A 1,105-nucleotide genomic window follows, 5' to 3' on the forward strand; every position below is an offset into this window, starting at 1 on the left:
ACGCTTTACATTTTGGATGTTTCTGGATTTCTGTAGGGTTTTTCCTAATATTTCTGGAATTTTCATATTTTATCAGACTTTCCGGCATCCGTTTTTAATGGATTTTCAGTCTTCGGAAAGGTTTTCTGAAAAGAAAGCAGAATTTAAGGCCTCTCCCAAATCCCCGTTTTTAATCCCGCAGAGCCGCAAAAGCGCCAAGTTCTGCAAAAATCCCCCTATGGAAACCGATGCCCTAGCCCCGATAGGAGCGGAAATCCTTCTGCTTTTTTCTTTAAAAAGCGGAAGATTGCAGCGCATAGCAGGGAAACAGCTCCTAATCAATATTAAAATACCAATGCCAAAATTCCAAATTCCAAAAACTGGAGGCACTTCACTCCGCTCAGCATGCAGCTGGGGTTTCTCTTTATATATCCATACAAAAAAATAAACCCGACAGGTTTTGAAAACTGTCGGGTTGTACATATTGATTTCATTGCCTAATCGAAGCGAATGGCTTTTACTGGAGATATTTTTGTCATTATGCATTACTGGATTAAACAAAAACTAAAACCCAAAAACTTTGATATTAAACAAGCCAATTTTAAAAGCGGGATAAATCCAAACAGGATTTTTTTCTTTCATACAAAACAAACCTCCTCCCAAACAGCAAAACCCAATTAAAGCTTTCAGTTTTAATTAAAATATAACTTATTTACGTTTCACCACATATCCACCAGCAATTTCAATCGACAACATTCACCATCTGTATATTTTTCCTTTTTAGACTGACTAATATTTATGCTTAATTTTTGTCTTCCCACAGGTTTTCGGATTGATCCGGAATCAGGGTTTAAAAACTTTAACACTCTGCTCAATACCATAACCATTAATTACCAGTCAATATTGAGCTATTTTGATAATAGAAGCACAAATGCTTCGGCAGAATCTTTTAATGCAAAAATAAAAGCATTTCGAAGTCAATTTAAAGGAGTAAGAAATATAAACTTCTTCCTGTTCAGATTATCCAATCTTTTTGCATAATCTCCAACTTTTGCACCTGATCCTAATTTTAAACTTTTCCTCAAAAATCATTTTTCAAAACATCATAAAACAGAAAACCCCGTTT

Annotated in this window: 2 protein-coding genes; both read left to right on the forward strand. The window is 35.0% G+C overall.

Features of this window, described 5'->3' with window-relative positions:
- Positions 1 to 427 (forward strand): hypothetical protein (locus FF52_RS23045; protein WP_008469385.1); only part of this gene is annotated, 427 nt, incomplete at its 5' end.
- 350 nt (positions 428 to 777) lie between these two features.
- Complete coding sequence (locus FF52_RS23515) at positions 778 to 1,020, forward strand: transposase (RefSeq protein WP_008469386.1); 243 nt, start codon at positions 778 to 780, stop codon at positions 1,018 to 1,020.
- Positions 1,021 to 1,105: the final 85 nt, after the last annotated feature.

Origin of the sequence: Flavobacterium sp. F52 (assembly GCF_000278705.1) — a bacterium.
GTDB lineage: Bacteria > Bacteroidota > Bacteroidia > Flavobacteriales > Flavobacteriaceae > Flavobacterium > Flavobacterium anhuiense.